The sequence below is a fragment of the Terrabacter sp. P5_B1 genome, from assembly GCF_056400505.1.
Genome location: NZ_JBFULD010000285.1, coordinates 1 through 5,591 on the forward strand (window position 1 = coordinate 1; position 5,591 = coordinate 5,591).

At 72.3% G+C, this 5,591-nt stretch carries 4 protein-coding genes; all 4 read right to left on the reverse strand.

Annotation, left to right across the window (positions count from 1 at the left end; all coding sequences use genetic code 11):
- Nucleotides 1–1,068, reverse strand: a 1,068-nt coding sequence (gene argJ / locus AC1DP0_RS17275; RefSeq protein ID WP_478086689.1) for a bifunctional glutamate N-acetyltransferase/amino-acid acetyltransferase ArgJ, incomplete at its 3' end; no start/stop codon positions are given.
- A complete protein-coding gene (gene argC / locus AC1DP0_RS17280) occupies nt 1,065–2,108 on the reverse strand; it encodes an N-acetyl-gamma-glutamyl-phosphate reductase (RefSeq protein WP_478086692.1) in 1,044 nt (347 codons plus the stop codon). The genes argJ and argC, both read right to left, overlap by 4 nt.
- Before the next feature lie 44 nt (nt 2,109–2,152).
- Nucleotides 2,153–4,711, reverse strand: a complete 2,559-nt coding sequence (gene pheT / locus AC1DP0_RS17285; protein ID WP_478086694.1) for a phenylalanine--tRNA ligase subunit beta — start codon at nt 4,709–4,711, stop codon at nt 2,153–2,155.
- A 1-nt stretch (nt 4,712) separates the two neighbouring features.
- Nucleotides 4,713–5,591, reverse strand: an 879-nt coding sequence (gene pheS / locus AC1DP0_RS17290; protein ID WP_478086697.1) for a phenylalanine--tRNA ligase subunit alpha, incomplete at its 5' end; no start/stop codon positions are given.

Consider the following 5,591-nt stretch of genomic DNA (forward strand, 5'->3'; position numbering starts at 1 on the left):
GACGTGGACCTCTCGCGCAGTGAGGTCCACGAGAGCCCGGTCCTCGCCGACCCCGCCGGAACGGCACACTCGGACGCCGTTCATCGTCACGTCCAGGGCCGCGGGCTCGAAGGCGGCCCGGGTGGTGCCGACGGCGGCCAGGACGCGACCCCAGTTGGGGTCGTTGCCGAAGATCGCGCACTTGAAGAGGTTGTTGCGCGCGACGGAGCGGGCGACCTCGAGCGCGTCGTCGACGCTGGCGGYGCCCACGACCTCGATTGCGATGTCGTGGGAGGCGCCCTCGGCGTCGCCGATGAGCTGCCGGGCCAAGTCGGAGCAGACGGCGGTCAGGGCCTCCGTCAGGGTGCCCCGATCGACGGCCACGCCGGAGGCGCCCGATGCCAGTACGACGACGGTGTCGTTGGTCGACATGCACGCGTCGGAGTCGATGCGGTCGAAGGAGACGGCCGTTGCGGCGCGCAACGCACCGTCGAGGTCGACCGGGTCGACGACGGCGTCCGTGGTCAGGACGACGAGCATCGTCGCGAGGGCCGGCGCGAGCATGCCCGCACCCTTGGCCATTCCGGCGACCGACCAGCCCTGCCCGGCGCGCACCGCTACCTTGTGCACGGTGTCGGTCGTCTTGATCGCGACGGCCGCGGCCTCGTGCCCTTCCGGGGAGAGGGTGGCGGCCGCGTCGTCCGCCCCGGCGAGGATCTTGTCCATCGGCAGGAGCTCGCCGATGAGACCCGTGGAGCAGACGACGACGTCGCCCGACGCGACCCCGAGGACCTCGGCGACGTGCTCGGCCGTGCGGTGCGTGTCGAGGAAGCCCCGGGTGCCGGTGCAGGCGTTGGCGCCCCCCGAGTTGAGGACGACGGCGTCGACGCGGCCGTCAGCGACCACCTGCCGTGACCACGTCACCGGCGCCGCCTCGACACGGTTGGTCGTGAAGACCGCCGCAGCATGGTGGTCGGGGCCGTCGTTGACGACGAGCGCGAGGTCGGGGGTGCCGCTCGCCTTGAGGCCGGCGGTGACACCTGCGGCGCGGAAGCCGGCGGGCAGGTGGACGGGGTGCTGGCCACTCACGGTGCGACTCCTGCGATCGGGAGGCCGAGGGTCTCGTCGAGACCGAGGGCGAGGTTGGCGCACTGCACGGCCGCACCGGCGGTGCCCTTGGTGAGGTTGTCGATGGCCGACACGACGACGACCCGACCGAGCCTCTCGTCGACGGCGACCTGCAGCTGCACGTGGTTGCTCCCGACAACCGACGCCGTCGCGGGCCAGGAGCCCTCGGGCAGCACGTGCACGAAGGGCTCGTCGGCGTATGCCGTCTCCCAGGCGGCGCGCACGGTTGCCGGGTCGGTGCCGGGACGGAGGCGCGCGGTGCAGGTGGCGAGGATGCCGCGGGGCATCGGCGCCAGGGTCGGCGTGAACGAGACCGTGACGGGCTCCCCCGCGGCGCGTGAGAGGTTCTGCTCGATCTCGGGCGTGTGCCGGTGGCCGCCGCCGACGCCGTAGGGCGACATCGAGCCCATCACCTCGCTGCCGAGCAGGTGCGGCTTGAGCGACTTGCCGGCACCGGACGTGCCCGAGGCCGCCACGACGACGACGTCCTGGGCCTCGAGCAGGCCGGCGGCGAAGCCGGGCGCGAGCGCCAGGGAGATGCCCGTCGGATAGCAGCCGGGGACGGCGATGCGAGTCGCCCCCGTGAGGCGCGCGCGCTGCACCGAGCCGGCCGGCCCGGGGAGCTCGGGCAGGCCGTAGGGCCACGAACCGGCATACGCCGTGTCGTAGAAGGTGGTCCAGGCCGCCTCGGACTCGAGGCGGAAGTCGGCGCCGCAGTCGATGACGACGACCCCGGCCGGCAGCTGAGCGGCGAGCGCGGCCGAGTGGCCGTGCGGCAGCGCGAGGAAGACGACGTCGTGGCCGGCCATCGTGTCGACGGTGGTCGGCTCGAGCACGCGGTCGGCGAGCGGGACCAGGTGCGGGTGGRCGCCCCCGAGCCGTGCACCCGCACTGCTGGCTGCCGTGACGGCTCCGACCTCGAACTGCGGGTGGGCGAGCAGCAGCCGGAGGATCTCTCCTCCGGCGTAGCCGCTCGCCCCCGCCACTGCTGCCCTGATCACGATGCATGACTATACACGCCAATGCATATTCGTGCATTCAGAGGTCAGCGCTGCACGGCCCCCGTCGCGGAGGCCGCGCTTGCCACTGCTGCGTCGCGGAAACCGTTGACCTCGTCGGTCGTCAGGGTCCGGTCCGGCGCCCGGAAGGTGAGCCGGTAGGCCAGCGACCGGTGCCCCGCCTCGATCCGCTCGCCCTCGTAGACGTCGAAGAGGACGACCGACTCGAGCGACTCGCCCGCGCCGGAGCGCAGTGCCGCCTCGACGTCGGCAGCGGCCACGTCGGACGCGACGAGCAGGGCGATGTCGGTCATCGCCGGTGGGAACGTCGAGAACGGACGGGCCTGGACCGGTTCGGCGCTCGCGGCGACGAGCACGTCGACGTCGAACTCGGCTGCCACGGAGCGGGACGGCAGGTCGAGGGCGGCGACCACCTTGGGGTGCAGCTCCCCCGCGTGCCCGACGAGCGTGCCGTCGGCGAGCGTCATCCGCGCGCACCGCCCCGGGTGCCACGGGGCGTGGCCGGGGTCGTTGGCCACGACGACCGGGACCGCGAGCGCGGCTGCCACGGTCTGCACGGCGGCAACCATGTCGCTCCAGTCGGCGGCACGGCCCGGGCCCCACCACCCGGCCTGCTCGGCCTGGCCCGTCGCGAGGATCCCGGCACGACGAGGCTGGGAGGGCACGGCGGCATACAGCTGCTCGAGAGTGTCGGCATCGGGGCGGGCGGCCACTCCGGGGATCGGCGCCGTGCCGAGCGCACTGCCCGGACGGAAGACGAGACCGATCTCGTAGATCGCGACGTCCTTGTGGCCTCGCGCGACGTTGCGCCGCATCGTGTCGACGAGGCTCGCGAGGATCGACGTGCGCAGCAGCGGCCTCTCCTCGGACAACGGGTTGGCCAGCCGGACCGCGTGACGACGGTCGTCGTCGGCGGACAGCATGAGCTGGTCGGCGAGCTCCGCCGAGACGAACGGGTAGCTGAGGACCTCGGTCAGCCCGGCCCCGGCCAGCGCGTCGGCGACGACCCGACGGGCCTTCTGCTCGTGGGTCAGGCCGCGGCCGTCGCTCGGGGTCGGCGTGATCGACGGGATGTTGTTGTAGCCGTCGATCCGCGCGACCTCCTCGGCGTAGTCGGGCGCGTCCACGAGATCGGGACGCCACGACGGCGGTGTCACGAGCACGTGCGTGTCGTCGGTGCCCTCGCCGGTCTCGTCGACCCGGCAGCCGAGGTCACGCAGGATGCCCACGACCCGCTCACGCGGGTAGTCGACGCCCACGATGCGTGCGGGCTCCGTGACGTCGAGGAGGTATGCCGTGCGCTCYGTCGTCCGGTCGACGTCGGTGACACCGTCGTCGACAGTGCCGCCGCCGTGCTCGACGAGCAGGTCGACGGCCAGCTGAGCGGCGGCCGCGGTGACCTGCGGGTCCACCCCGCGCTCGAAGCGCTTGGAGGCCTCGGTGATGAGCCGGTGCCGGCGGGACGATCGGGCGACGGTCGTCGGGTCGAAGTGCGCCGCCTCGATGAGGACGTCGGTCGTCGCGTCGGACACCTCCGAGGACGCACCACCCATGACACCGGCGATGGCCAGCGGCTGCTCGCCGCCGTCGGTGATGAGCAGGTCGTCGGGGTGCAGGATGCGCTCGACGTCGTCGAGCGTCGTCAGCTTCTCGCCACCGCGGGCCCGGCGCACCACGATCGAGCCGGAGAGCCGGTCGACGTCGAAGGCGTGCAGCGGCTGACCGAGCGCGAGCATGACGTAGTTGGTGACGTCGACGGCGAGCGAGATGGGACGCATGCCCATCTGCGTCAGGCGCTTGCTCATCCACGCCGGCGACGGACGCGTCGGGTCGATGCCCCGCACGATCCGCGCGACGTAGCGGTCACAGCCGTCGTTGCCCTCGATCGGCGACTCGTCCTTGAGCTCGACGGCGTAACCGCCGGTGTTGGGCTGCGGCGTCCCGATGTCGGCTGGATCGCGGTAGCCGCCCTCGGGACTGCCCTGGGCGTGCCAGTACTCGCGGGCCAGGCCGCGCACCGAGAAGCAGTAGCCRCGGTCGGGCGTCACGTTGGTCTCGACGGTCTCCTCACCGAGCCCGAGCAGGGCGATCGCGTCGTCGCCGGGCTGGACCGTCGCCGCCTTCTCGTCACCGAGCAGGCGGCGCAGGACGATGATGCCCTCATGGTCGTGGCCGATGCCGATCTCGTCCTCGGCGCAGATCATCCCGTTGGAGACGTGGCCGTACGTCTTGCGCGCGGCGATCTCGAACCCGCCGGGCAGCACGGCGCCGGGCAGGACGCACACGACGAGGTCGCCGACCTCGAAGTTGTGGGCGCCGCAGACGATCTCCTGGTGCTTGCCCTCGGTCAGCATCTGGCCGTTCTGGCCGACGTCGACGGTGCACCAGCGGATGGTCTTGCCGTTCTTCTGCGGCTCGAGGGTGAACTCGAGGACGCGTCCCACGACGAGCGGCCCCGTGATGTCGCCACCGTGGAGGTCCTCCTCCTCGAGCCCCACGCGGACGAGGCTGGCGGCCACGTCGGCGCCCCGGGCCCCGGGCGCGAGGTCGGTGTACTCGGCGAGCCAGCTGAGCGGCATACGCATGTCAGACCCCCATCCCGAACTGCTGCGAGAAGCGGATGTCGCCCTCGACGATCTCGTGCATCCCCTGGACGCCGTGGCGCAGCTGGAGCGCCCGCTCGATGCCGAGCCCGAACGCGAAACCGGAGTAGACGTCGGGGTCGATGCCGCACGTGCGCAGCACCTTGCGGTTGACCATGCCGGAGCCTCCGAGCTCGATCCAGCCCGAGCCGCCGCACGTGCGGCACGGATCGGCGCTGCCCCAGGTCTCCTCGCCGTGGCAGGCGAAGCAGAGGAAGTCGGTCTCCATGCTCGGCTCGGTGAACGGGAAGTAGTTGGCCCGGACGCGGGTGCGCGTCTCCTCGCCGAACATGATGCGGACGAAGGCGTCGAGCGCGCCGCGCAGGTGGGCCATCGTCAGGCCCTTGTCGATGGCGAGGCACTCGATCTGGTGGAAGACGGGCGTGTGGGTCGCGTCGAGGTCGTCGGTGCGGAAGACCTTGCCCGGCGCCACGATGTAGATCGGCGGCTCCTTCTCGAGCATCGTCCGGATCTGGACCGGGGACGTCTGCGTGCGCAGCACGAGGCCGGAGTCGACCGGGTCGAGGAAGAAGGTGTCCTGCATCTGCCGGGCGGGGTGGTCGGGCCCGAGGTTGAGCGCGTCGAAGTTGAGCCACTCGCTCTCGAGCTCCGGACCCTCGGCGACCTCCCAGCCCATCCCGACGAAGGCGTCGACGAGGCGCTGGGCGACCAGCTCGATGGGGTGGCGGGCGCCGGGCGCACGCCGCAGCGCGGGGACGGTGACGTCGACTCGCTCCTCGACGAGGATGCGCTCGTCACGTTCGGTCTCGAGCTCGGCCTGGCGGGCCGTGAGCGCCTGGCCGACGCGGCCACGGGCCTGGCC